The organism is Pseudomonas sp. TMB3-21, assembly GCF_054898145.1.
The window spans coordinates 2,470,331-2,492,476 of the sequence record NZ_CM142718.1 but is presented as its reverse complement, the minus strand read 5'-3'; the positions used below and the strand labels follow the sequence as shown (position 1 = coordinate 2,492,476).

Here is a 22,146-nt window from a genome sequence, read left to right as displayed (position 1 = left end):
TCGATCGGGAGATGCCACTCATGAATGCCTTGCGGCGCATCTGGGAACATTTCGAAGAAGGCTTCATTGTTTTCCTGCTGGCAGCGATGACGCTGGTGACCTTCGTTTACGTCATCCTGAACAACCTCTACAGCGTTTTTTACAGCTTCGCCGACTCGTGGCCGAGCGCCAGTGAACCGATGTTCGCGATTGGCGACAGCATCATGGGCATGGCGCAAGCGATGACCTGGAGTATTTCGATGACCAAGGCCCTGTTCGCCTGGCTGATCTTTTTCGGCTTGTCGTACGGGGTGCGCACCGCGGGCCACATCGGCGTCGACGCTCTGGTGAAACTGGCGAGCAAACCGGTGCAGCGTTACATCGGTATCATTGCCTGCCTGTGCTGCCTCGGCTACGCGGGCCTGCTCAGTGTTGCGAGTTTCGAATGGATTCAAACCCTGTTCATCGCCGGCATCGGTGCCGAAGACCTGGGCCATTACGGCATCATGCAATGGCACATCGGGCTGATTGTCCCGGTGGGTTTCGCCTTGGTGTTCATCCGCTTTGCCGAAATCTTCGTGCGCATCGTACAGAATCGCCAGACTGGTCTGGGCCTGGCCGATGAAGCGGCAGACGTGCTGAAACTTACCGAGCATGAGGATGACCGCAAATGACCATTCTCTTCCTCTTTGTGGCGCTGTTCGTGCTGATGTTCATCGGCGTGCCGATTGCTGTATCGCTAGGTTTGGCCGGTTCGTTGACGATCCTGTTGTTCAGCCCCGACTCCGTACGCTCGCTGGCCATCAAGCTGTTCGAGACCTCCGAGCACTACACGCTGCTGGCGATCCCGTTCTTCCTGTTGGCCGGCGCCTTCATGACCACAGGCGGCGTGGCGCGGCGCCTGATCGACTTCGCCAACGCCTGCGTCGGTCATATCCGAGGTGGTCTGGCCATCGCTGCCGTGCTGGCGTGCATGCTGTTCGCCGCGCTGTCCGGCTCTAGCCCCGCGACCGTGGCGGCGGTGGGCTCGATCGCCATTGCAGGCATGGTCCGTTCCGGTTATCCACAGGCGTTTGGCGCCGGTATTGTCTGCAACGCCGGCACGCTGGGCATTCTCATTCCGCCCTCCATCGTGATGGTGGTGTATGCGGCGGCGACAGAAACCTCAGTCGGTAAACTGTTCATGGCCGGCGTGGTGCCTGGGCTGCTGCTGGGTACATTTCTGATGGTTGCCATCTACGTGGTCGCGGTCTGGAAAAACCTGCCGGCCATGCCGCGGGCGTCGATTCGTGAATGGCTGACGGCTGCGCGCAAGGCGATCTGGGGCCTGCTGCTGATGGTGATCATCCTCGGCGGCATCTATTCCGGGATGTTCACGCCGACCGAAGCAGCGGCAGTGGCGGCGGTCTACTCGGCATTTGTGGCACTGTTCATCTATAAGGACATGACGTTTCGCGAGACACCAAAAGTGCTGCTGGAATCGGCCAAGCTGAGCATCATGCTGATGTTCATCATCGCCAACGCCATGCTCTTCGCCCATGTGCTGACCACGGAGCAAATACCGCAAACAATCACCGCCTGGGTTATCGCCGCGGGCCTGACACCGGTGACTTTCCTGCTGGTGGTCAACATTGTGCTGCTGATCGCGGGCGCATTCATGGAACCGTCGGCGATCATCCTGATCCTGGCGCCTATCCTGTTTCCGATTGCCATGGAATTGGGGATCGATCCGATTCACCTCGGCATCATCATGGTGGTCAACCTGGAGATCGGTCTGATAACCCCCCCCGTGGGGCTCAACCTGTTTGTCACGTCGGCGGTTACCGGCATGTCGCTGGGCGCCACTATCCGTGCGGCGATGCCATGGCTGATCATCCTGCTGCTGTTCCTGATATTGATCACCTACGTACCGTGGATTTCCCTGGCTCTGCCGAACTGGCTTGGAATGACGTGACGGAGCGTTACCATTACGACGCATTTGAACGCTAAGCTTGGGTCTATGGATGATTCAGATTACTTACGCCTGCTGACCATTGCGGCCGAGCAAGCCAACGCGTTCCTTTCCAATGCCCGCAAATGGGAGCGGGAGCGGTGGGTGTGTCAGCGTCTCTTGCAGGGGCTGAACATTCCCTACCGCGTTGATGAATTCGCCCCCGCCGGTGAGCCGCCGGACGTGCTGTTTCGCGATGCCAGTTTTGAAGTGTTCTTCGTCCTCGACGAAGGCCGCCGCCTCAATGACGAGTGGCGCGATGAACTGCAACGTCGACGCAGCGCGTTTTCCCTGAGCCAGCTGGTGCGCCGCGAAGCAAAACCCAAACGCATCCCTGCCAATGAATTCCTTTTGAGACTGGCACCGACCTTGCGCAAAAAAGCTCACAACTACAAAGAACGCGGTATGGACCTCGGTGAGCTGGACATCATTGCCTTCGCCAGTCTCAAGCGCGAAGTGCTCGACCTCAACAGTCATTTCCCGCCGCCCACCGAATACCTGCGCCAGGGCTGGCGCTCGTTGTCGCTGGTCGGTCCGACCTTCGCCCGTGTGTTGTTCGCCCACCCGGATGCGCCGGATTTCCTGCGCAGCAATTTGGGGCGCAGCATCGTCTTCGACGTCGGGATCAGCCTGTGACGCCATTGCAGGAATTGATTGCCGAGGTGCCGCAACAAGGTCGTGTTCGCTGGATCGGTGTACGCCCGGAACGGCACGCGCCGATGATCGAACTCGACGCGGTTGAAGCGCGCCTCGAAGCGGGCCTGACCGGTGATCGCGCGCGCCCCGGCGTGCGCAATGCGCGGCAGGTGACGCTGATTCAGTGGGAACATCTGGCCGTGATCAGTTCGCTGCTGGGACGTGCCGATGAGCATCCGGTGGCGCCTGCGGACTTGCGCCGCAATATCGTCGTCAGCGGCATCAATCTGTTCAGCCTCAAGGGCCGGCGTTTCCGGATCGGCCAGGCGATTTTCGAAACTACCGGTTGGTGTCAGCCCTGCGCGCGTTTGCAGAACAGCCTCGGCCCAGGGACTTTTCAGGCTGTGCGCGGCCATGGTGGAATCACGGCCCGAGTGTTACAAAGCGGGATCATTCGCCTGGAAGACGCAGTGAGCGTCGAGCCGATTCCGGACACCGGCTATGCTCCGTTCAACGTACGATAAAACCCCGCTGTAGCTTCTTCACATTCAGTAACGTCTACCTGACGAGGCCAATATGACCAGCCGCCTGAACCCGGACGACCAGAAGCATGTCGAAGAGTACTTGCAATTGGCGCAGCACCAAGTCGAGCGCCGGCCTTTCCGGCCGTGGATGCTCCTTATGCTGGTCGTCGCAGTGACCATTGGTCTAGGCCTGTTGAGCCGATTTATCAGTTACCTGACGCTATGAGCTGCTTAGCGCTCGCTCGGGTAATTGCACCGATTTCTTTTAGCCTTGCGAGATATCCCCATGACTCATCGTATTGTCATCGTTGGCGGCGGCGCCGGCGGTCTGGAGTTGGCTACCCGTCTGGGTAAAACTCTGGGCAAGCGCGGTACGGCCAGCGTAATGCTGGTCGACGCGAACCTGACCCACATCTGGAAACCGTTGTTGCACGAAGTGGCGGCCGGTTCTCTGAACTCCTCCGAAGACGAACTCAACTATGTTGCCCAGGCGAAATGGAACCACTTCGAGTTCCAGCTGGGGCGCATGAGCGGGCTTGACCGCGCGCAGAAAAAAATCCAGCTGGCCGCCACCTATGACGAAGCCGGACTGGAACTGGTGCCGGCGCGTGAAGTGGGTTACGACTCGCTGGTGATCGCGGTCGGCAGCACTACCAATGATTTCGGCACGCAAGGCGCGGCGCAGCATTGCCTGTTCCTCGACACGCGCAAGCAGGCCGAGCGTTTTCATCAGCAGTTGCTCAATCATTACCTGCGCGCCCATGCCGGGCAGACCGACAAGGTCGAGCAGATCAGCGTCGCCATCGTGGGCGCCGGTGCCACCGGTGTCGAACTGGCCGCCGAGCTGCACAACGCCGCGCATGAACTGGCGGCGTACGGGCTGGACCGGATCAAACCGGAAAACATGCACATCACCTTGATCGAAGCCGGGCCACGGGTCTTGCCTGCCCTGCCGGAGCGCATCGGCGGGCCTGTGCATAAAACCCTGGAGAAGCTCGGGGTGAATGTCATGACCAACGCAGCGGTCAGCGAAGTCACGGCCGATAGCCTGATCACCGTCGATGGCAAAGTGATCAACGCCAGCCTGAAAGTCTGGGCGGCGGGGATTCGCGCGCCGGATTTCCTCAAGGACATCGACGGTCTGGAGACCAACCGCATCAATCAACTGCAGGTGCTGCAGACGCTGCAAACCACTCGCGACGAAAACATCTTCGCGTTTGGCGACTGCGCGGCCTGCCCGCAACCCGGCACCGATCGCAACGTGCCGCCGAGGGCCCAGGCTGCGCATCAACAGGCGTCGTTGCTGGCGAAATCGCTGAAACTGCGCATCGAAGGCAAGGCGCTGCCGGAATACAAATACACCGATTACGGCTCGCTGATTTCGCTGTCGCGCTTTTCGGCTGTGGGTAACTTGATGGGCAACCTGACCGGCAGCGTGATGCTCGAGGGCTGGCTGGCGCGGATGTTTTACGTGTCGCTGTACCGCATGCACCAGATGGCGTTGTACGGCGCATTTCGTACGGCGATGTTGATGCTGGGCAGCAAGATCGGGCGCGGAACCGAGCCTCGGTTGAAGTTGCACTAACGCCACCTGCTGTAGGAGCAAGCTTGCTCGCGATAGCATCGGCGCGGTGCACATGAACGACCGCGCTGTCTGCATCGCGAGCAAGCTTGCTCCTACACCGGGTTTCTTTGGACCTGGTTCCTGTGTCCCACTGTATCTCCTCCGCCGTTTCACCCCTTGGCTTACAAACTCCCCCTGTCGCGACACAGTAGCGATACACCACTGACGCTAAATGGCCACACCCGAGCAAGGCAACCCGCCCGCTACGGGTATCGCCGCACTTGCGTGGCGTCCTTTATCGATGGTTGTGTCGTGCAACCCAGGAGAATGTAAATGTCCCGTACCCCTAAAAACACTATCGGTTTGCTTGGCGCAGTGCTGGCCGGCGGCATGATGTTGTCCGGCTCGGTGTTCGCCGCGCAGCCTTTGTCTCAAGGTTATCTGCTGGCGTCGGCAGAACAGGCGGTCAAAACCCCTGAAGGCAAATGCGGCGAAGGCAAGTGTGGTGAAGGCAAGTGTGGTGATGAGTCGATGACCAAAACCGACTCCGATGGCGACGGCAAGGTGTCTCGCGCGGAATTCAAAAAAGTCGCGCCAAAGTCCGATTTCGCCAAGATCGACACCAACCATGACGGCTTCATTGATGAGCAAGAGGCCTACGACAACGTGAAGGCCAACTTCGAAGCCAATGGCAAGAAAATGCCTAAAGGCCTGTTCGAGCATTTGAAAGATCAAGACGGCGCCTAAGCTATAAGGCATCCAGCCGCGCTTGCCAAGATCGGCAGCGCGGCTTTTTTGCGTCCGCGATTAGCCCAGGCCTGCCATGGCCGAGCGTCATCGCATGAGCGGCAGGCAAAAAAAATCCCCGTATCTTTCGATACGAGGATTTTTAATATGGTCGGGGTAAGGGGATTCGAACTCCTGACATCCTGCTCCCAAAGCAGGCGCGCTACCGGACTGCGCTATACCCCGGTAAAAAAAAGGCACCTTTAAAAGGCGCCTTCTGCGAACAGAGCTTTTGGCGTCTGATCTTAAGATCTGATCCCAGCGTTAACTGGTTTCAAAAATGGTGGGTCGTGTGGGATTCGAACCTACGACCAATTGGTTAAAAGCCAACTGCTCTACCAACTGAGCTAACGACCCAAAAATGGTCGGGGTAAGGGGATTCGAACTCCTGACATCCTGCTCCCAAAGCAGGCGCGCTACCGGACTGCGCTATACCCCGGTTTGAAATTGGCTCCGTGACCAGGACTCGAACCTGGGACCCAATGATTAACAGTCATTTGCTCTACCGACTGAGCTATCACGGAACTACATATTTCAATACTACTGATATTTCAATTACAACGTTTGAAGCTTTATTGCGTCTCTTCGACCCGTTCGCATCGCTGCGTTCGTGTGTCTGAGGCGCGCTATTCTACAATCTTAAGCACCTCTGTCAACCCTTTAAATTGCTTTCAAGTTAATGATTTGCAACTTATTTCAGATTTCTGCTTGGGGAGCAAAAACCCTTCCGGGTGACGTACTGCGGGGCGCACTTTACAAGCCTTTTCCTTTCAGTTCAACAACCTGACGAAAAAAAGGCCCCGCATTGCGGGGCCTCCAGGGTTTTCCAGCCAGCGTGGATCAGACGAAAACGATTTCGTCGTTTTCCACCACACCTTTTGCCGTGTCGCCGGGCATGAAATGCCCCGACAGAATCAGCTGCGCCAGCGGGTTTTCGATCCAGCGCTGGATTGCTCGTTTCAGTGGCCGGGCACCGTAGACCGGGTCGTAACCGACGGCGATCAACTTGTCCATCGCCTCCGGGCTGAGCTCCAGTTTCAACTCCCGCTCGGTCAGGCGACTGCGCAGGCGACCCAACTGGATCTCGGTGATGCCCGCGATCTGATCCCGCGCCAATGGCTCGAAGATCACCACTTCGTCGACCCGGTTGATGAACTCTGGCCGGAAGTGCATGGAGATCGCATCCATCACCGCCGCACGCTGCGCTTCACGATCACCGACCAGTTCCTGGATCTGCGCCGAGCCCAGGTTGGAGGTCATGACAATCACGGTATTCTTGAAATCCACCGTACGACCATGACTATCGGTCAGCCGGCCATCTTCCAACACCTGCAGCAAGATGTTGAAAACATCCGGGTGGGCCTTCTCGACCTCATCCAGCAGGATCACCGAATAAGGCTTGCGACGCACCGCCTCAGTCAGGTAACCGCCCTCCTCATAGCCCACGTAGCCTGGTGGCGCACCGATCAAACGAGCCACGGAATGTTTCTCCATGAACTCGGACATGTCGATCCGCACCATCGCCTCTTCAGTATCAAAGAGGAACTCGGCCAGCGCCTTGCACAGCTCGGTTTTACCGACACCGGTCGGGCCGAGGAACATGAACGAACCGCTCGGACGATTAGGGTCGGACAAGCCGGCCCGCGAACGTCGCACTGCGTTGGAAACCGCAATCACCGCTTCGTCCTGACCGATGACTCGCTTGTGCAACAGGCTTTCCATCTTCATCAGCTTGTCGCGCTCGCCCTCGAGCATTTTCGACACGGGGATGCCGGTCCACTTCGACACCACTTCAGCGATCTCTTCCTCGGTCACCTTGCTGCGCAGCAACTGATTCTCGCTTTTGCCGTGCTGGTCGACCATCTGCAGGCTGCGTTCCAGATCCGGGATCACCCCGTACTGCAACTCGGCCATGCGGTTCAGGTCGCCTTTACGGCGCGCGGCTTCCAGCTCCTGACGGGACTGTTCGATTTTTTGCTGAATCTGGGCAGAACCCTGGACTTCGGCTTTTTCCGAGTTCCAGATCTCTTCCAGATCCGAATAATCACGTTCGAGACGGGCGATTTCTTCCTGGAGTTTTTCCAGACGTTTCTTCGCGGCGTCATCGCTTTCTTTCTTCAGCGCCTGGGATTCCACTTTCAGCTGGATCAGACGGCGCTCCAGACGGTCGAGCACTTCCGGCTTGGAGTCGATCTCCATGCGGATGCGGCTGGCCGCCTCATCAATCAGGTCGATAGCTTTGTCCGGCAGCTGGCGGTCAGTGATGTAGCGATGACTGAGCTTGGCCGCCGCGATGATTGCGCCATCGGTGATCGCCACTTTGTGGTGAACTTCATAGCGCTCTTTCAGGCCCCGCAGTATAGCGATGGTGTCTTCTTCACTCGGCTCTTCCACCAATACTTTCTGGAAGCGACGCTCGAGTGCGGCGTCCTTCTCTATATATTGGCGGTACTCGTTCAGCGTGGTTGCGCCGACGCAGTGCAGCTCGCCACGTGCCAGTGCCGGCTTGAGCATGTTGCCCGCGTCCATCGAGCCTTCGCCTTTACCGGCGCCGACCATGGTGTGCAGCTCGTCGATGAACAGAATGATCTGCCCTTCCTGCTTCGACAATTCGTTAAGCAGGGATTTCAGGCGTTCTTCGAACTCGCCACGGTACTTGGCGCCGGCAATCAGCGCGCCCATGTCCAGCGACAACAGCCGCTTGCCTTTAAGGCCGTCCGGCACTTCACCGTTGATGATGCGCTGCGCCAGACCTTCGGCGATCGCGGTTTTACCGACGCCAGGCTCACCGATCAGCACCGGGTTGTTCTTGGTGCGGCGTTGCAGCACTTGAATGGTCCGGCGAATTTCGTCGTCACGGCCGATTACCGGATCAAGCTTGCCTTCTTCGGCGCGCTTGGTCAGGTCGACGGTGTACTTGTCCAGCGCCTGGCGCGACTCTTCGTGGTTGGCGTCATTGACCGCCTCGCCGCCACGCAGGTTGTTGATTGCATTTTCCAGAGCTTTTTTGCTGACGCCCTGGCCGAGTAACAGTTTGCCGATTTTGCTGTTCTCGTCCATCGCGGCGAGCAACACCAGCTCGCTGGAAATGAACTGGTCGCCCTTCTGTTGGGCCAGACGGTCGGCCTGATTGAGCAGACGCGCCAAGTCCTGCGCCATGTTCACGTCGCCGGTGGGGTTCTGGATTTTCGGCAGTTGGTCGAGTTCTTTGGTCAGCTCTTTACGCAAGCTGTTGACGTCGAAACCCACTTGCATCAACAGGGGTTTGATCGAACCACCCTGCTGTTCAAGCATGGCTTGCATCAAGTGCGCCGGCTCAATGCCGGGATGGTCGAGGCCGACAGCCAGAGATTGGGCGTCGGATAGAGCTAACTGCAATTTGCTGGTTAAACGATCTATACGCATGGGTCACCTTCCTTTTGAGCAGGCCGGACCTATAAAACATCCTGAATGAAGAAACCTGCCAGATACCACTGTAGATGCGGTCGATTCTGGGAGTTTCAAGCGTCGATCAGTTGATGCAGATCAGGGAAGTCTAGCGTTCCAGCCAAACGAGGGAGGCAAACCGGCCCGTGCGTGGCGCGCGGCGGTAGGAAAAGAAGCACGGATCGGTCACGGTGCAGAAACCGCCGCCATAAACCGCAGTGACACCGCGAGCGGCCAGACGTAAACGCGCCAGCTCATAGATGTCGGCCATGAATTTGCCGTCATTCTGGCTGGGCGTGAAGGCTCTGGCAGCTTGCGGCAGCTGCTCGACAAAGGTCTCGCGTACTTCCGGGCCGACTTCAAAGGCTTTTGGGCCAATGGCTGGACCGAGCCAGACCAGAATTTCTTCAGGCGCAACGGCGAGCGAGTCGAGGGTGGCTTCGAGCACACCAGCTGCCAGTCCGCGCCAGCCGGCATGAGCCGCTGCTACGCGAGTGCCTGCACGGTCGCAGAACAAAGCAGGCAGGCAGTCGGCAGTCATTGCCGTGCAGGCAATACCGGGTGTCGCCGTCCAGCAGGCATCGGCAGTGGCCACGCCACCGGGGTCCGCGTGTGCCACAGCGATCCCGTGGACCTGCTTCAACCAGGCTGGCTGGATGGCAAAATGATTGGTGAGGCGACGGCGATTTTCTGCAACCGCTTGCGGGTTGTCGTCGACGTGATCGCCAAGGTTGAGGCTATCGAACGGCGCCAGACTGACGCCGCCCGCACGGGTGGTCACACAGGCTTTCACCCCGGCAGGCGCAGGCCAGTCGGGAATCAGCCAGTCAATCATCCGATGAACGCCTCGCGATCTTGCTTGAGCAGGGTCAACAACCAGACAAAATCGTCAGGAAGTGGCGATTCCCAGCTCATGCGCTTACCGGTCGTCGGGTGATCCAGCTCCAGGAACCGCGCGTGCAGTGCCTGACGCGGGAACGCCTTCAACGATTCGACCATGGTCACACTGGCCGCCGGCGGAATGCGGAAACGACCGCCGTAGGCAGGGTCTCCGACCAACGGGAAGTTGATGTGAGACATGTGCACACGAATCTGGTGCGTCCGCCCCGTTTCCAGTTTTACCCGCACGTGTGTGTGGGAGCGGAAACGTTCGAGCACGCGGTAGTGGCTGACGGCTTGCTTGCCGCCTTCCATCACCGCCATGCGCTGGCGTTGCTGGCCGTGACGACCGATCGGCGCGTTGATCTTGCCGCCCGCCGTCACTACGCCGATGACGATGCACTCGTAGATGCGACTGACGCTGCGGCTCTGCAACTGTGTAACCAGCTGCGTCTGCGCCTGAATGGTCTTGGCCACCACCATCAGACCGGTGGTGTCCTTGTCCAGACGATGCACGATGCCGGCGCGGGGCACATTGACGATATCCGGCACGTGGTGCAGCAAGGCGTTGAGCAAGGTGCCATCGGCGTGACCGGCAGCCGGGTGAACCACCAGACCCGCCGGTTTGTTGATCACCAGGATGTCGTCATCTTCATAGACGATGTCCAGCTCGATGTCCTGAGCGATCCATTCACCCTGAGCTTCCTGCTCGGCAGTAAGCTCAAGAATGGCGCCACCGTGGACGATGTCTCGCGGGCGGATAACCGCCCCATCCACAGTCAGGCGGCCGTCTTTGATCCAGGCGGAAAGGCGCGAGCGCGAGTGCTCAGCGAATAATTGTGCGGCGACTTGATCGAGGCGTTGGCCGCCCAATTCGGACGGCACCTCTGCGCGAAGTTCAATTTTATCGGACATGCTCAGACTAGGCGTCGGCACAGCCTTTGGTTTCGGCTGCGCGCTTGTGGTTAAATACGGCGTCTTTTGCCCCGAGGCTATTCAACGGGGCGCTCATCATAACAGGACGGCCCCGCCCAAGACAGCGGCCGTCATAGGGACGCAAGCCGCCATGCAAGTGAAACACCTGCTGCTGATCGCCATCCTCGCATTGACCGCTGCTTGCTCATCGAAGGAAGTCGTCGACGAAAACCTGAGCGAGGTCGAGCTGTACCAGCAGGCTCAGCGCGATCTGGACAACAACAGCTACACCGCCGCCACAGCCAAGCTGAAGGCGCTGGAGTCGCGTTATCCGTTCGGTCGCTACGCTGATCAGGCTCAACTCGAGCTCATCTACGCCAACTACAAGAACGCCGAGCCTGAGGCTGCGAAGTCTGCCGCCGAGCGTTTCATTCGTTTGCACCCTCAGCATCCGAACGTGGATTACGCGTATTACCTCAAGGGTCTGACGTCTTTCGACCAGGACGTCGGCCTGCTGTCGCGTTTCCTGCCGCTGGACATGACCAAGCGTGACCCGGGCGCTGCTCGCGACTCCTATAACGAGTTCGCGCAGCTGACCAGCCGCTTCCCGAACAGCCGCTACTCGCCGGACGCCAAGCAGCGCATGATTTATTTGCGCAACCTGCTGGCGGCTTACGAGATTCACGTCGCCGACTATTACCTGACTCGTCAGGCCTATGTCGCCGCTGCGAACCGTGGCCGTTACGTGGTGGAAAACTTCCAGGAAACCCCTGCGGTCGGTGACGGCCTGGCAGTGATGACCGAGTCCTACCAGCGTCTGCACCTGGACGAACTGGCGGCCACCAGCCTGGAAACCCTGAAGCTGAACTACCCGGATCACCCGAGCCTGCAGGACGGTCAGTTCGTGCCTTCGCGGGACGAGGCTGACAACCGTTCATGGTTGAGCAAGGCAACATTGGGCCTGATCGAATCGCGTCCACCGCTGCCGCCGGGTGAAACTCGCGCCAACCAGGACGTGCAGAAGCAATTCCAGGACGCCAAGGACGCCATTCCTAGCGAACTCAAGCCGCGCGATGAAAACGGCGACGTGCTGGAAGAAGAGGAACAAGAGTCGGAAGTCAACAACAGCGACCGCTCGTGGTTCAGCTACATGACGTTCGGCGTGTTCGACTGACACACCGGGTTATGCCGAAAAAGGAGCCTTGCGAGGCTCCTTTTTTATTGCCGGTTTTTTATCGGCGAATGATTGAGCTGTGCGCTGGGGATGTCCTTGGCTAAACTGCGGAATCACTCGTCATAAAGCAGCTCACCATGCTTCGTTTATTGTTCTGGATCGCCCTGATTGCCGCTGCGATATGGTTATGGCGCAAATTCAAGGGATCAAACTACAGCCCCCCATCCACCGCGGAGAAAGACGCGGCGCCGATGGTCCGTTGCGCTCATTGCGGTGTGCACCTGCCCCGTGATCGCGCGCTGAGCGTTCAACAACAGTGGTATTGCAGCCAGGCTCACCTTGAGCAAGGCCCGGGCTCCATTGATCGCTGAGGGACTCAGTCCCGGCGACAAACAGGCGCAGCGACTGCTGCGTCTTTATCACCTGTACCGTTTAAGTGTCGGCATCATTCTGGTGCTGCTGATTTCCACTGACATGGACAACCAGTTGCTGGCGTCCGCCAACGACGATTTGTTGCGCGCTGGCAGCTGGCTTTATCTGATCCTGAATATTGTGTTGGTGGTTTTCTTCGAGAAGACCCGCCGTCCGACGCAGCTGTTCAGCCTCGCGCTGGTCGACGTTCTGCTGTTGTGCGCCCTGTTTTATGCGGCCGGCGGCGTTGCCAGCGCCCTGGGCAATCTGCTGATCGTCTCCGTAGCCATCAGCAATGCCCTGCTGCGCAGCCGAATCGGTTTGCTGATTGCGGCCATCGGTGCGCTCGGCATTGTCGGGCTGAGCTTTCTGCTGAGTCTGAGCCATGCCGCCAGCCCCAACGATTACCTGCAGGTTGGCACGCTTGGCGCATTGTGTTTCGCCGCCGCGTTGCTGGTGCAAGGGCTCGTCCGGCGACTGGAGGTCAGCGAAAGCCTGGCTGAACAGCGGGCCAGTGAAGTCATGGGGCTGGAGGCGCTGAACGCGTTGATTTTGCAGCGTATGCGCACCGGCATCCTGGTGCTCGATGATCAGCGACGGGTGCAACTGGCCAATCAAAGCGCCCTGTTGTTACTGGGCAGCAGCCACCTGGAAGGCCAACGGCTGGAGGACTGTTCACCCGAGCTGGTCGAACGCCTGCAGCTGTGGCGCAACAACCCGACCCTGCGTCCCCAAACCGTGAAGATCGCCTCTAACGGGGTCGAGCTACAGCCCAGTTTCATTGCCCTCGACCACAGCCTTGCGCCGCAGACGCTGGTGTTTCTGGAGGACATCTCGCAGATTGCGCAGCACGCTCAGCAACTGAAACTGGCCGGCCTTGGCCGACTGACCGCCGGCATCGCTCATGAGATCCGCAACCCGCTGGGTGCCATCAGTCACGCGGCGCAACTGTTGCGTGAATCGGAGGAACTGAACAGCGCCGATCGCCGTCTCACGCAGATCATTCAGGACCATTCACAACGGATGAACCGGGTTATCGAAAACGTTCTGCAATTGTCTCGACGCCAGCAAACCGAGCCGCAACGGCTTGATCTGAGGCCGTGGCTAGAGCAATTCGTCGCGGAAACGCGCGAAGGCGCAATCGATCGACAGCAAATTCATCTGCACATCGGCTCGGGAGACCTGCGAACCTTGATGGACCCGAACCAGTTGACGCAGATTCTCGACAATCTGGTGCGCAATGCCTGGCGTCACAGCGCTCAAGAGCACGATCAGGCGCGAGTCTGGCTGGATCTGTTCGTTGACCCCGCCAGCCAGTTACCCATCATTGAAATTCTGGACGACGGCGCAGGCGTCGCACCAGAACAGCAAGCGCATCTGTTCGAACCGTTTTTCACTACCAGCGCTCAAGGCACGGGGCTGGGGCTTTATCTGTCCCGTGAGCTGTGCGAAAGCAATCAGGCGCGCCTAGACTTTATGCCACGCCAAGGCGGCGGTTGCTTTCGCATCACTTTTGCTCACGGACGGAAACAAAGTTGAATATAAGCCCACAGCAAAAAGTCCTCATCGTCGACGACGAACCGGACATCCGCGAACTCTTGGAAATCACTCTGGGACGGATGAAACTCGAGACGTTCAGCGCCTGCAACCTTGCTGAAGCCCATGCCCTGCTCAAGCGCGAGACCTTCGACCTGTGCCTGACCGACATGCGTCTGCCCGACGGTACGGGCCTTGATCTGGTGCAGCACATTCAGCAGCGCTACCCGCAACTGCCGGTGGCCATGATCACTGCCTATGGCAACCTCGAAACGGCGATCAATGCGCTCAAGGCCGGCGCTTTTGATTTCCTGACCAAACCGGTGGACCTCACGCGGCTGCGTGAATTGGTCAGCAGCGCCCTGCGCATGCCGGCACCCGGCATGGTCACCGACCGTCGCCTGCTCGGTGACTCTTTGCCCATGCGCAACCTGCGCAAACAAATCGACAAACTCGCCCGCAGCCAGGCACCCGTGTACATCAGCGGTGAGTCCGGCAGCGGCAAAGAGCTGGTCGCCCGCCTGATTCACGATCAAGGGCCGCGCGCTACTCAGCCGTTTGTTCCAGTCAATTGCGGGGCGATCCCGTCGGAACTGATGGAAAGCGAATTTTTCGGTCATCGCAAAGGTAGCTTCAGCGGCGCCATCGAAGACAAGCCCGGTCTGTTTCAGGCCGCTCAAGGCGGAACGCTGTTTCTCGATGAAGTGGCGGATTTGCCATTGGCCATGCAGGTCAAACTGCTGCGGGCAATTCAGGAAAAAGCCGTTCGCAGCGTTGGCGGCCAGAATGAAACCGTGGTCGATGTGCGCATCCTCTGCGCTACACACAAAGATCTTGATGCGGAAGTCGCAGCCGGTCGTTTTCGCCAGGACTTGTATTATCGGCTCAACGTGATCGAGCTACGCGTGCCCTCGTTGCGTGAGCGCCGCGACGACATCGAGTCGCTGGCCGCTCATGTGCTCAAGCGCCTGGCAGCGGCCAGCGGGCAACCGCCCGCGAACCTGCTGCCGCAAGCCCTTGAAGCGCTGAAAAGCTACCGCTTCCCGGGCAATGTGCGAGAGCTGGAAAACATGCTCGAGCGTGCTCACACCCTGTGCGAAAACCAGCAGATCGAAGCCAGCGATTTGCGTTTGGCGGAAGGCAATTACAGTGCCGAGAACGGCCCGCCTGACCTGACGCGGGTCGATAACCTGGAAGATTATCTCGATAACGTCGAACGCAAACTGATCCTGCAAGCACTGGAAGAAACCCGCTGGAACCGCACGGCAGCGGCGCAGCGGCTGAATCTTTCATTGAGGTCCATGCGCTATCGGCTGAAAAAATTCGGTCTGGATTGAGGCCCGAGATATCGCAGCCTTCGCAGCACGCATCCCTCTGTAGGAGCTGCCGCAGGCTGCGATCTTTTTCTGTCAGATTCGCCCACCTGGCGCATACGGCACCGGGTCGATAATCGGCGCCCTCCCCAACATCACATCGGCAAACAGCTGACACGACGCTGGCGCCAACACCAGACCATTTCGGTAGTGCCCGCAGTTGAGCCACAACCCCTCGAACCCCGGCACTTGCCCAATGTAAGGAATGCCCTCCGGCGATCCCGGACGCAAGCCAGCCCAGTGCCCCACCACCTCGGCGCCCGCCAATGCCGGGATCAGTTCAACTGCCGAGGCTTTCAGGCTTTCCAGCGCGGAATGGGTGGGCGTCTTGTCGAAACCTTCGTGCTCCAGCGTGCTGCCAATCAGGATGTGTCCGTCGCGGCGAGGAATGGCGTAACGACCTTTGGCCAGCACCATGCTCGGCAGGAAATCCGCTGCACATTTGTACAAAATCATCTGGCCTTTTACCGGCTCCACCGGCAACTCGAGCCCGAGCTTTTTGAGCAGCTCCCCGCTCCAGGCGCCTGCGGTCAAAACCACCTGCTCTGCGTGAACGTCGCCCGTGCTGGTTTGCACTCCGATGACTTTATCTCCTCCACGGATGAAGCCGCTGACCTCGCACTGCTCGTGGATCGTCACGTTTGGCAGCGCCAGGAGCGCCGCCTTGAGCGATTTGACCAAGCGTGGATTACGCACATTGGCGACGTCAGCCATGTAGATGGCGCGAGAGAATCCGCTGCCCAGTACCGGCACCGCGTCATGAACCACCGAAATGTCCACCGCCCGCAGCGGACGACTCTCCCGTTTGGCCCATGCCAGTGCATCGGCTTCGTCATCCAGATCTAGCCAGTACAACCCGGTGGTATGAACTTCAGGATCAACTCCGGTCGCCGCAAACAGACGCTCGCCCAGCTGTGGATAGAAGTCCTGCGACCAATGCGCCAACGCGGTAACGGCCGGGCTGTAACGCCACGGGTAAAGCGGTGAAACGATACCGCCGCCCGCCCACGACGATTCCTGGCCGACATTCGCGCGATCCAGCAGCACCACGCTGGTTACATGTGAGGCAAGGTTGAATGCGGTCAGCAGGCCGATTACACCACCGCCGACGATCACCACTTGTTGTTGCATGGTCATGTTTCTGGTCCAACCGGGAAATAGACAGGGCGCAAAGGGCGCCCAAGAAAAACTCAGCGACCCCAGCAGTCTTTGGCCACGACGCCTGCCTTGGCATTAATAATGTCGCGGACACCGGTGTTGCTGATTCGGAAGTCGCCGCACTTGTCTGCGGCCATGGCTTTATCAGGCCTACGCACTGCGATCAGCGTAAACGCCTGGTCGACCACCAGGGATTTGTCGATTGTGTAGAAATCATTTCCAGCGCTGAGCCCGGTTGCATCCTTGTAGCGGCCCTGGCCCTGGTTCGAGTAGAAGCGTTCGAGGATCTGCGCCTGCTCGGACAGCAGCCCCGCCACTTCCGCCCGACGTCCCTTGTTCACGTATTCAGTGAGGCTGGGGTAACCGATGGTGATGATGATGCCGATGATCGCCACCACGATCAGGATTTCGATCAGGGTAAAGCCTCGGTTGTTTCTGCGCATGCTCAGCTCTCGCTTACTGTATTTGTCGCCACATGATGCGGCGGCTTCCGCCGCCGCCCTTTTCAGTCAGTTTGGTCACCGTCGCACTGGTGTCGCCCACGAGCTTGCCCGTCCCGCCGTTGACGATGGCGTTGAGGATCGGAATCCCGCCGGAGAAGACCACGCCACTGGTGATCATGTCCGAGCTGTCGACCACGCCGTCGTTACCGGTATCGAGCACTGCATAGTTGAGCATCTTACCGTTGAACGCATCCAGTTCGACCAACTTGCCCGTACCAAAACTGGCGCAGGGGTCCGTGGTATCGACGATAGCCGTGGTGAAAACAATCCGGCCAAGCACCAGCGCCGCTTGATTGATCACTCGCTCACCCGTCAATACGTTGTTGTACGCCAGAGGCAGATACCAGCCTTTTTTCGCCGGGTAAGAAACTTCATTCTGGCTGGTGGTGATGAACTGCCCCGTGCTGCCCGAGACTACCCCGGTCACCGACTGGAGTTGCAGATTGGCCGTGGTGATCTGTCCTGAGCCACCTTCGGCGTCCCACACCGCATAGAACGCCTGAAGGTCCTTGTTGGTTTTGTCGACGGTCTCGTTAAATTTGCCGGTACCGAAAAACACGAATTTGCCGCCCAGTGAGTTGTCCGCAAGCAGCGGTTGCGCGGTGATAGGCTGGGATGCGCCTCCTGCGGTGGTGAATAACGGCTTGCCGGAAAACGCGACGCCCCAAGTGTCGGTCGAGATGCCGCTCAGGTTGAATTTCCATAACTGGCCCTTCAGGTCTCCGCCGTAAGCCGCCTGAACCACATTCTGCGAGTTGACCCTGAGCTTGACCGAAGACAGACCATTGTTGGTGTCCGCGCTGTTGACGACGATTTTCTTGATCAGCGATCCGTCACGGATATCCACCACGTAAAGCGCCGCCACTCCGGAATTGCTGCCGTAGCCATTCGAGATGAAGGCCGCCCAACGACCATCGGCCAGCCGTGCCACTTCCGGCCGGGCGTAGGCATAACCCAAATCATTAAAAACGTTAGCGGGGATGGATGAGGCCGGCGCGCTGATTTCCCACAAAGCTCGATTCACGTTACCGGCTGCTGCGTCAAACAACTGCAACGCATAAAAAGTCTTGCCGCCCGCGCCCGTCCCACCGACTGCCACGGTTTTCCAGGCACTCCCAGACTGGACATCGAAAACACCGAGCTGACCGTCGACCAGGAATTTGTGGCCAACACCATTGGCGTAGGAAGGCTCGGCAATATAGTGCAAAGACGGCAGCACGTTGGTGGGCATATAGGCGTAGCGTCGAGTGCCATCACTCGCATTGAGGACGCTGACGAAACCATCATTGGCATTAACCACCAGGCTGGTGCTCATGTTGGCGGCTTTTGTGGCCAGAAAGGCGCTGTATGAGGTATCGGCCACCAGATCAGCGGCTGTCTGTTCGGAAGGCGAAGCGAGGACCAGCGGCGAGTTGATGATGTCGCCGAGCAACACGGTTCGGACTTTCAACCCGGTTTTGTGGGTGCCTTTGCTCCACTCCACCAAATCGTTGCCAGTAATGCCCAGGGGCAGGTTCTGACTGAGCAAGGCTTGTTGAGCCGGTGCAAAATTATTGAAAGCCAGAGTAACTGGCTTGTTGCTGGCGCTGTTCCACGATTGGTAGATGGGCACGGTGGCCGCGGGCACGACCGTCGTGTCCGTGGTCCAGAGAACTGTCGAAGTGTTGACCGCCCCCGTGGCGGTGAACCCATAGGATTTGATGGTGCCGCGCCAATCCTTGGGATCGTAGCTGGTCTGGTAATACGAGGACCCGACGCCGACGATGGACCCACTGCTGGCACCGGTTCCGCCAGAGCCGGACTTGGAGGTGATGTCGCGCAGCGCCGCCGATAGGGCCGCGTTCAGCCCGGCACTGTCTGTTGCCTGGTAATAACGACCCTGCCCGTAACTCGCAGCGTCCGACAACATCTGGTTAGCCGCCGTGAAACCTACGGTGTACGTGTTCATATTCTGTACGGGGAAATCTCCGCTGTTCCAGCTTTTGCCGGTAGCGTCATCGCCGGTACTGCGCATGTCGATGTCGAAGGCAAACTTGGCAATGTCATCCAGAAACAGCGAATCCCCTTCGCCATCGCCACCGAGCGGGTTGTCGCCATCGTTGCCTTTGCCATCCCAGTTGGGCAGCCTGGGGCCACCTTGGGCGATGGCCTGCGGATCATTGTTCGGGAATGTCCGGTCAAACGTCGGCAAGCCGTCGGTGATCACTACGCCATAGTTTTTCTGGCAGCGGTATTGGATGGGGCTGGTGTAGGTACTCGGTGACGAGTTGTAGTACGGCGCTAGTCCGCGCATGTAACGGGTAATTTCGTAATAGGCCTCTGCCAGAGGCGTGTTCGCGACCGCGCCCAGACCATTGATCGAGCTGATCAGGTTGTTGTAGTTGGTGTTCGCAGTGGCCTGGGTAACGCTGCCGACGGGAGACAGATCACTGATGGCGCGGGCAATATAGCCACCGGGCCCCGAGTTGCCGCTCGCTGGCGGATTGAACGTTGCCAGGCCTATCCGCAACGAACGGTTACTGGTGACCAGACTTTTTGAAACATCCCGCGCAACGGTGAGGCGGACTTCATCGGGGATTGCACCGTTCGTAAAATCTGTATCCGCACCGCCGGCCTTGCTCAACAGATAAGACAGGTAGTTGGCTGTGTACCGCGTGGTCTCATTGCGAGCCGGGTCCGGAAGTTTGAGACAAACTGATGACAATCTGGAACCACGATAGAAGCCATACCATCGGCCATTGGTCGTGTTGGTCGAGCAACCTCCGCGGTTGAGGGTGGACAACTGGACATTGGTATCGGTCATGTCCAGATTAAAACCACCATCACATGACGTGTTGGAGTTGCAATAAGCGATTTGCGGGTAGTTGGTTGCCGGTATGAAAAGAGGGTCCCAGATGATGTTATTCATGCTGCCCGAGTCATCGATCAACAACATCACATTCGGCGGAACAGCCGCCGCACTCAACAACGGCGAATCCGACGGCGTAAAGGCATAGGCCGGTGCCGCGAGGTACAACCCCAACAGCCCGCCGCACAACAACTGCCATAACCCGGCGCGCTTTTCAGAACTTGGCATAAACGCTCTCCACCACACTACGAACGTTGTCGCCAACGATTGCCACTGCCGTGACCCGATAAAGCGTCGCCGAGGTGCCGCTGGGCACATTCACGGCGTCCAGGGTGGTGCCGATATTTTGCACCCCGTAAAAACCTTTACCGGCTGCGACCCATGTGACTCCCGACCAGGTGCCTGCGGTGGTCAGAGTCAATGCATCTTTTGGCGGCAGACACTGAACGCCTGCACACGGCGCCAAGGTATAGGTTTCCGCCTGAACAGCGCTCTCGCCGATGCGCAACGCCGCTTCGGCGATCTGAAAAGACTGATTGCGCAGCGTCACGCTGCTGGCCATTTTTTCCTGCAGGTTGGCGTTCTGCATCGACGAAACACCGATCAGTGTCAGCAACAGCAAAAATACCAGGCTGACCAGCAACGCCATACCGCGCTGGGACTCAGGAGACGTGTTCATCAGTGCGCCCTTCATGGCAGGCGGTTGCGCAAAGCGGCAACCACGTTGAAGGTCTGATCCCGGACGCGCTCGTCCGGATCACTGAGGATCAGCGTCAGCCGTACGCTGCGGATTCGTGCCGCGTCGGTCGGGTTGAGGCTGTAGCTGGAAGCGGAATCATCAGCTGCAGAACTGGCCAGACCGAAACTCACTTTGAAGTCCCTGACGTTATCCACCAGTACGTATTGATTCGGATTTCCAGTGCCAACGCCCATGGTCAGCTGCTTGTCCTTGAGGGTGTAAGTCAGACGGCGAATCGGGAAGGCCTGCTCACCCGCTGCGGGAATGCGTGCGTCGGAGTAAGCAGTGGCCACATTTCGGCAGTTGGAAATCACGGTCCAGGTCGGCGCACCACCGCCGGCGCCGACATCAGCCGTCACCAGCGTCAGCTTCGCGGTGGCATTGTCCCAACTGATCGGCGCGAGTTGACTGGGATAAAAACTGGCTCCCTTACTTACGTCTGTAATCGTGCCAAGGCAACCAAACATGCCGACCATACGAATTTCCTGAATCATTTTGCTCAGGACGAACCGCGCATCTTCCTGCATGTTCGCCGCTGTGTTCTGGCTCACGAACGTGTTCTTGGCCGAAATGAATATCTGTGCCACGCCAAGCACCACCACCAGGCTCAACACCAGCGCAATCAGCAATTCGATCAGGCCGAAACCTCTGCTCGTGCGGTTCATGGTGTCGCCACCGGATCAATGCTGGCGCGACTGACAAGGACAAAACTGCGCCGGGTATCGGCGACATTCGCCGCTCTTGAGTCGTCCCAAGTGATGGTGATCGTGTAGTCGCGCTTATCGAGCTTGACGCTGCCGGTCGCGGTCGCGCCCAAAGCAGTCACGATGTTGGTAGTGAAGTCGTAAAGGTCCTGATCCCGGGCGACGCTCAGGTTGGGGGCCGTAGGCGGCGTGCCGGTGTAATCGGCTCCCGAGTTCGCGCGAATGCGGTCCATCATGTCATAGGCGATGAAGCTGGCCTGACTGGTCATTCGAGAGCTGTCGGTGTACTTCAGCGCATTGAGCTGAAACGCCGCCGCACCCAGCAAACCCACGGTCAGAATCAACAGCGCGACCAATACTTCGATCAGCGTCGTGCCCTCCTGAGCAACCTTGCTCCGTCCCCTCATCCGCAGTTTCCGCCCAATAGAATTCGTCCGTTCAGACACACATTAAGCCTTCTGCTTTGCGCCCCCAGCACATAGTCGATCACCACCGGCATGGCCGGTGCCGACAAACCGCCCAGATTATTGAAATCGATGGCGGTCACTCCCAAGGGTAGCGTCAGAGCGGCTCCGCTGCTCATCGCGGGAACAACACGCAATACTTTCGGCTGATCGCCAGTACCGTCGTAGACCGAAATTTCACCGGTCCAGGCGCCGCCAGCGTTCGTGGGACGCACACGGGTGGTGATCCCGCGATCAATCGCCTCCAGCCGGGCGTAATTCAAGGCACGTTGCAGGTCACCGATTTCGGTGTCGGCCTTGGTCGATTGCACCGAACGGGTAAAAGCCGGCACTGCCATTGTGATCAGGATCAGGAACACCGCGAGCGCGACCAGCAACTCGATCAGCGTGAAACCTTTTGTACGAAGATCCATCGGTGCCCTCCGCTGCCGTCGGCTATACCTGCTTCTACACGCTAAAACATACGACCGACAGATGTAACGTAGTTTTGCCATGACTCACGCAAGGATTGCGTGGGCCTTAGTCACTCAAGGAGGA

The 22,146-nt window shown here is 58.7% G+C and carries 21 protein-coding genes and 4 tRNA genes; 11 read left to right on the top strand and 14 right to left on the bottom strand.

All coding sequences use genetic code 11. From position 1 onward, the window contains the following. Positions 1-20 precede the first annotated feature (20 nt). From ACYZTS_RS11495 to ACYZTS_RS11465, 7 genes are all read left to right on the top strand, one after another. Positions 21-653 carry a TRAP transporter small permease gene (locus tag ACYZTS_RS11495; protein WP_461995963.1) on the top strand — a complete coding sequence of 211 codons (633 nt, stop codon included), beginning with the start codon at positions 21-23 and terminating at the stop codon, positions 651-653. Further along, a complete protein-coding gene (gene dctM / locus ACYZTS_RS11490) occupies positions 650-1,933 on the top strand; it encodes a C4-dicarboxylate TRAP transporter large permease protein DctM (RefSeq protein WP_461995961.1) in 1,284 nt (427 codons plus the stop codon). Before ACYZTS_RS11495 ends, dctM begins: the two co-directional genes overlap by 4 nt. 45 nt (positions 1,934-1,978) lie before the next feature. Continuing rightward, complete coding sequence (locus ACYZTS_RS11485) at positions 1,979-2,605, top strand: DUF1780 domain-containing protein (RefSeq protein ID WP_028623367.1); 627 nt, start codon at positions 1,979-1,981, stop codon at positions 2,603-2,605. Next, positions 2,602-3,129 carry an MOSC domain-containing protein gene (locus tag ACYZTS_RS11480; protein ID WP_461995959.1) on the top strand — a complete coding sequence of 176 codons (528 nt, stop codon included), beginning with the start codon at positions 2,602-2,604 and terminating at the stop codon, positions 3,127-3,129. Before ACYZTS_RS11485 ends, ACYZTS_RS11480 begins: the two co-directional genes overlap by 4 nt. Before the next feature lie 52 nt (positions 3,130-3,181). Then, positions 3,182-3,355, top strand: a complete 174-nt coding sequence (locus tag ACYZTS_RS11475; protein WP_461995957.1) for a DUF3094 domain-containing protein — start codon at positions 3,182-3,184, stop codon at positions 3,353-3,355. 60 nt (positions 3,356-3,415) lie between these two features. Then, a complete protein-coding gene (locus tag ACYZTS_RS11470; RefSeq protein WP_028623365.1) occupies positions 3,416-4,714 on the top strand; it encodes an NAD(P)/FAD-dependent oxidoreductase in 1,299 nt (432 codons plus the stop codon). A 312-nt stretch (positions 4,715-5,026) separates the two neighbouring features. After that, positions 5,027-5,440 (top strand): HvfA family oxazolone/thioamide-modified RiPP metallophore, encoded by a 414-nt coding sequence (locus ACYZTS_RS11465; RefSeq protein ID WP_028623364.1) that lies wholly within the window; start codon positions 5,027-5,029, stop codon positions 5,438-5,440. Between the two features lie 148 nt (positions 5,441-5,588). On the opposite strand, the gene ACYZTS_RS11460 is transcribed toward ACYZTS_RS11465, so the two are convergent. The 7 genes from ACYZTS_RS11460 to rluD form a co-directional block, all read right to left on the bottom strand. Then, positions 5,589-5,665 (bottom strand) — tRNA-Pro (locus ACYZTS_RS11460). Between the two features lie 95 nt (positions 5,666-5,760). After that, a tRNA-Lys gene (locus ACYZTS_RS11455) sits at positions 5,761-5,836 on the bottom strand. Between the two features lie 5 nt (positions 5,837-5,841). Further along, positions 5,842-5,918, bottom strand: a tRNA-Pro gene (locus ACYZTS_RS11450). Positions 5,919-5,927: 9 nt separating this feature from the next. Beyond that, positions 5,928-6,003: transfer RNA gene (locus ACYZTS_RS11445), tRNA-Asn, on the bottom strand. 316 nt (positions 6,004-6,319) lie between these two features. Further along, a complete protein-coding gene (gene clpB, locus ACYZTS_RS11440) occupies positions 6,320-8,884 on the bottom strand; it encodes an ATP-dependent chaperone ClpB (RefSeq protein WP_461995954.1) in 2,565 nt (854 codons plus the stop codon). Between the two features lie 130 nt (positions 8,885-9,014). Beyond that, positions 9,015-9,740 (bottom strand): peptidoglycan editing factor PgeF, encoded by a 726-nt coding sequence (pgeF, locus tag ACYZTS_RS11435; protein ID WP_461995952.1) that lies wholly within the window; start codon positions 9,738-9,740, stop codon positions 9,015-9,017. Further along, positions 9,737-10,699, bottom strand: coding sequence for a 23S rRNA pseudouridine(1911/1915/1917) synthase RluD (rluD, locus tag ACYZTS_RS11430; protein ID WP_028623361.1), 963 nt, complete (start codon positions 10,697-10,699; stop codon positions 9,737-9,739). The genes pgeF and rluD overlap by 4 nt, the downstream gene beginning before the upstream one ends. A gap of 151 nt (positions 10,700-10,850) precedes the next feature. Here rluD and ACYZTS_RS11425 point away from each other — a divergent pair, with 151 nt between their 5' ends. From ACYZTS_RS11425 to ACYZTS_RS11410, 4 genes are all read left to right on the top strand, one after another. Next, the gene (locus ACYZTS_RS11425; protein WP_461995950.1) at positions 10,851-11,873 is read left to right on the top strand and encodes an outer membrane protein assembly factor BamD; all 1,023 of its coding nucleotides are present in this window, start codon (positions 10,851-10,853) and stop codon (positions 11,871-11,873) included. A 137-nt stretch (positions 11,874-12,010) separates the two neighbouring features. Further along, on the top strand, positions 12,011-12,244 hold the full coding sequence (locus tag ACYZTS_RS11420; RefSeq protein ID WP_461995948.1) for a PP0621 family protein: 234 nt from the start codon (positions 12,011-12,013) through the stop codon (positions 12,242-12,244). Continuing rightward, the gene (locus ACYZTS_RS11415; protein ID WP_461996413.1) at positions 12,234-13,823 is read left to right on the top strand and encodes a sensor histidine kinase; all 1,590 of its coding nucleotides are present in this window, start codon (positions 12,234-12,236) and stop codon (positions 13,821-13,823) included. The genes ACYZTS_RS11420 and ACYZTS_RS11415 overlap by 11 nt, the downstream gene beginning before the upstream one ends. Beyond that, positions 13,820-15,157, top strand: a complete 1,338-nt coding sequence (locus tag ACYZTS_RS11410) for a sigma-54-dependent transcriptional regulator (RefSeq protein ID WP_461995946.1) — start codon at positions 13,820-13,822, stop codon at positions 15,155-15,157. The genes ACYZTS_RS11415 and ACYZTS_RS11410 overlap by 4 nt, the downstream gene beginning before the upstream one ends. 72 nt (positions 15,158-15,229) lie before the next feature. On the opposite strand, the gene thiO is transcribed toward ACYZTS_RS11410, so the two are convergent. From thiO to ACYZTS_RS11375, 7 genes are read right to left on the bottom strand one after another with little or no spacing between them, the layout of a single operon-like run. Beyond that, the gene (thiO, locus tag ACYZTS_RS11405; RefSeq protein WP_461995944.1) at positions 15,230-16,330 is read right to left on the bottom strand and encodes a glycine oxidase ThiO; all 1,101 of its coding nucleotides are present in this window, start codon (positions 16,328-16,330) and stop codon (positions 15,230-15,232) included. Between the two features lie 53 nt (positions 16,331-16,383). Then, positions 16,384-16,794 carry a type IV pilin protein gene (locus ACYZTS_RS11400; RefSeq protein WP_028623356.1) on the bottom strand — a complete coding sequence of 137 codons (411 nt, stop codon included), beginning with the start codon at positions 16,792-16,794 and terminating at the stop codon, positions 16,384-16,386. 13 nt (positions 16,795-16,807) lie between these two features. Then, positions 16,808-19,930: a pilus assembly protein gene (locus ACYZTS_RS11395; protein ID WP_461995941.1), complete on the bottom strand. Its 3,123-nt coding sequence runs from the start codon at positions 19,928-19,930 to the stop codon at positions 16,808-16,810. Continuing rightward, positions 19,917-20,381, bottom strand: a complete 465-nt coding sequence (locus tag ACYZTS_RS11390; protein ID WP_028623354.1) for a pilus assembly PilX family protein — start codon at positions 20,379-20,381, stop codon at positions 19,917-19,919. Before ACYZTS_RS11390 ends, ACYZTS_RS11395 begins: the two co-directional genes overlap by 14 nt. An 11-nt stretch (positions 20,382-20,392) precedes the next feature. Next, positions 20,393-21,106, bottom strand: a complete 714-nt coding sequence (locus tag ACYZTS_RS11385) for a PilW family protein (RefSeq protein WP_461995939.1) — start codon at positions 21,104-21,106, stop codon at positions 20,393-20,395. Beyond that, a complete protein-coding gene (gene pilV, locus ACYZTS_RS11380; RefSeq protein WP_461995937.1) occupies positions 21,103-21,552 on the bottom strand; it encodes a type IV pilus modification protein PilV in 450 nt (149 codons plus the stop codon). The genes ACYZTS_RS11385 and pilV overlap by 4 nt, the downstream gene beginning before the upstream one ends. Then, on the bottom strand, positions 21,549-22,022 hold the full coding sequence (locus ACYZTS_RS11375; protein WP_028623351.1) for a GspH/FimT family pseudopilin: 474 nt from the start codon (positions 22,020-22,022) through the stop codon (positions 21,549-21,551). The genes pilV and ACYZTS_RS11375 overlap by 4 nt, the downstream gene beginning before the upstream one ends. Positions 22,023-22,146 lie beyond the last annotated feature (124 nt).